Origin of the sequence: Dermacoccus sp. UBA1591, from assembly GCF_002322065.1 — a bacterium.
GTDB classification, from domain to species: domain Bacteria; phylum Actinomycetota; class Actinomycetes; order Actinomycetales; family Dermatophilaceae; genus Dermacoccus; species Dermacoccus nishinomiyaensis.
Genome location: NZ_DCNR01000071.1, coordinates 1 through 2,469 on the forward strand (window position 1 = coordinate 1; position 2,469 = coordinate 2,469).

A 2,469-nucleotide genomic window follows, 5' to 3' on the forward strand; every position below is an offset into this window, starting at 1 on the left:
GCCCGCTACCCCGGCCTTGCGGAGGGGATGCGTACATCGACAGGGTTCTACGCCCCCTGATCGTTTGGCAGAGTGTGAGGCAGCAGCGGGCAAGCAGCCGGGTTCGGCCGAGAGTCGGACGTCAAGACGCGCAAGACGCGCAAGACGCGCAAGACGAGAGCGAACGGGAAGATCATGACCCCACGACGCGCCGCGTCATCGTCCGCGCCCATCCGTCTGACGCGGCGTGGGCGCATCGTCGTGACGTGCCTCGTCGTCGCGCTTTGCGCGGGATTGCTGCTGCTCATGACGTCGACACGCTCGGACCCGCAGCCCGTCACGTCGTTCGACGCGCCCCTCGGCACGCTGGACGAGTCGAAGGTGCCGAACGGCTGGGGGCCGCTCGTCGCGGCGGCGTCACGCGAATCGGGCGTGCCCGGCGCTGTGCTCGCTGCGCAGCTCGAGGTCGAGTCGAAGTGGAACCCGAAGGCCGTCTCGCACGCGAACGCCAAGGGGCTCGCCCAGTTCACGCCCGATGCGTGGGCCAGCCACGGCAAGGGCGACCCGTTCGACCCCGCCGACGCCATCGCCGCACAGGGGCGTTTGATGCGTGAGCTGAAGCAGCGGGCCGAACGTTCAGGCATCGCCGACAACCCCATGCGCCTCGCGCTCGCCGGCTACAACGCAGGCTTCGGCAACGTGACGAAGTACCAGGGCGTCCCGCCGTTCGCGGAGACGGAACACTACGTCGACGCCATCGCCCACGCGATGGGCAAGTACGCCAAGCCCCTGCCGCCGACGAGTGGTGCGTCGATGGGCGGGGCCGCGAGGAGTGGAGCGACGCGACCTGCGTCGTGACCCGCGTGTCTGCTGGACCGAATGTGGATGCAAATCGCAGAAGGGGCGGGCCGGTCGGGACCTGGCACAACGGCGGTTTTCGTCCACATTCGTCGCGCCGACGAGTGGTGGGCCCTGTGGGGCTCGAACCCACAACCTACGGATTAAAAGTCCGCAGCTCTGCCAATTGAGCTAAAGGCCCTTGCTGCTCGGCTCCTGGCACCCAGATCCTTGCATCGGGCTCGATGCGCCAGAAGAGAATCGTGACGAGTCGTCCGACTCACGATCGTCGACTCGCACGGCCACCGTGCAGCGCGAGACAGCCTAGCCCCGCCCGACGCGTCACGACGAACCGGGCGGGGCGAGCCTTGCGAGCGGGTGCCGACTAACGGGGCGAGCGGCGGCTCAGCTGTAGGCCGGGCGGTCGCCGTCCTCGGGTTCGACGTGCGTGCGCCGCTCCTCGTCGGTGCTGGTCACCGCACCGGGCAGCGCGTGCTCGGCGATGATGCGACCGGAGTCATCGCTGATGACGACAGTGCTGTGCTCCGCCATCGTCAGGTTCTCGGCGAGCTGGTCACGCGTGAGCTTCGGCATGTTCATGCCCAGACGCTCGAAGCCTGCGTCGAGCAGTTCCATCGCGCCGTCACGATCGCCCGGCCGCACTCGCCCGGCGACGTCGCCGAGCATGTCCGCGAACCGGCTGAGCGAACCCTCGCCGTACTCCTCGGTGAACTTCTCGTTCACCACGTAGTTCCACGTCCCCATGACGCACCACCTTTCCTCACTGCCACGCTACTGCGTTGTCGCACTATGGAACACCCCCGGGGCCGCCCGAGGTCACACTGGGCATCCCCCGCGTCGCCATCGATCGCCGCGTCGTCCCGAGGCCGTGCTGGAGCTCGGGGTGTCATCGGTCTCCGACGACGCCCCGAGCTCACCCGCGCGCCCGGATCGCCGTCGATCACCCACGGCGCCCGAATGGCTGCCTCAGCCCACCGATGCCGCCGCCGTCAGCGGCACGCCCGTCCTCGACTCGAGCTCGGCGAACGTCACGTCCGGTGCGAGTTCGGTGACGACGAGACCGTCGGGCGTCACGTCGATGACGGCGAGGTCGGTGATGATGCGCTCGACGACACCGAGCCCCGTGATCGGCAGGGTGCACGCGGGCAGGATCTTGGGCGATCCGTCCTTCGCGCAGTGCTCCATGAGGACGATGACCTTCTTCGCGCCGTGCACGAGATCCATCGCGCCACCCATGCCCTTGACCATCTTGCCCGGGATCATCCAGTTCGCGATGTCACCGTCCGCCGACACCTGCATGGCACCGAGGATGGCCGCATCGACCTTGCCGCCCCGGATCATGCCGAACGACATCGCCGAGTCGAACGTCGAGGCGCCGCGCCGCAGCGTCACCGTCTCCTTGCCCGCATTGATGAGGTCGGGATCGACGGCGCCATCGCTCGGATACGCGCCTACCCCCAGCAGCCCGTTCTCCGACTGCAGGACGAGTTCGACGTCGTCCGCCACGTAGTTCGGCACGAGCGTCGGCAACCCGATGCCCAGGTTGACGTAATCGCCGTCCTGCAGCTCCGCCGCAGCACGCGCCGCCATCTGCTCTCGCGTCCAGGCCATGTCAGTCACCCTCCGTCTCGC

General features: G+C 68.2%; 3 protein-coding genes and 1 tRNA gene. 1 reads left to right on the forward strand and 3 read right to left on the reverse strand.

Annotated elements, in window-relative coordinates; translation table 11 throughout:
• Positions 1–174: 174 nt before the first annotated feature.
• On the forward strand, positions 175–837 hold the full coding sequence (locus B2284_RS07285; RefSeq protein ID WP_074045671.1) for a lytic transglycosylase domain-containing protein: 663 nt from the start codon (positions 175–177) through the stop codon (positions 835–837).
• Between the two features lie 105 nt (positions 838–942).
• On the opposite strand, the gene B2284_RS07290 is transcribed toward B2284_RS07285, so the two are convergent.
• From B2284_RS07290 to B2284_RS07300, 3 genes are all read right to left on the reverse strand, one after another.
• Positions 943–1,018, reverse strand: a tRNA-Lys gene (locus B2284_RS07290).
• A 203-nt stretch (positions 1,019–1,221) separates the two neighbouring features.
• Positions 1,222–1,581 carry a hypothetical protein gene (locus tag B2284_RS07295; RefSeq protein ID WP_074045672.1) on the reverse strand — a complete coding sequence of 120 codons (360 nt, stop codon included), beginning with the start codon at positions 1,579–1,581 and terminating at the stop codon, positions 1,222–1,224.
• A gap of 222 nt (positions 1,582–1,803) precedes the next feature.
• Positions 1,804–2,448: a CoA transferase subunit B gene (locus B2284_RS07300; protein WP_038569361.1), complete on the reverse strand. Its 645-nt coding sequence runs from the start codon at positions 2,446–2,448 to the stop codon at positions 1,804–1,806.
• Positions 2,449–2,469: the final 21 nt, after the last annotated feature.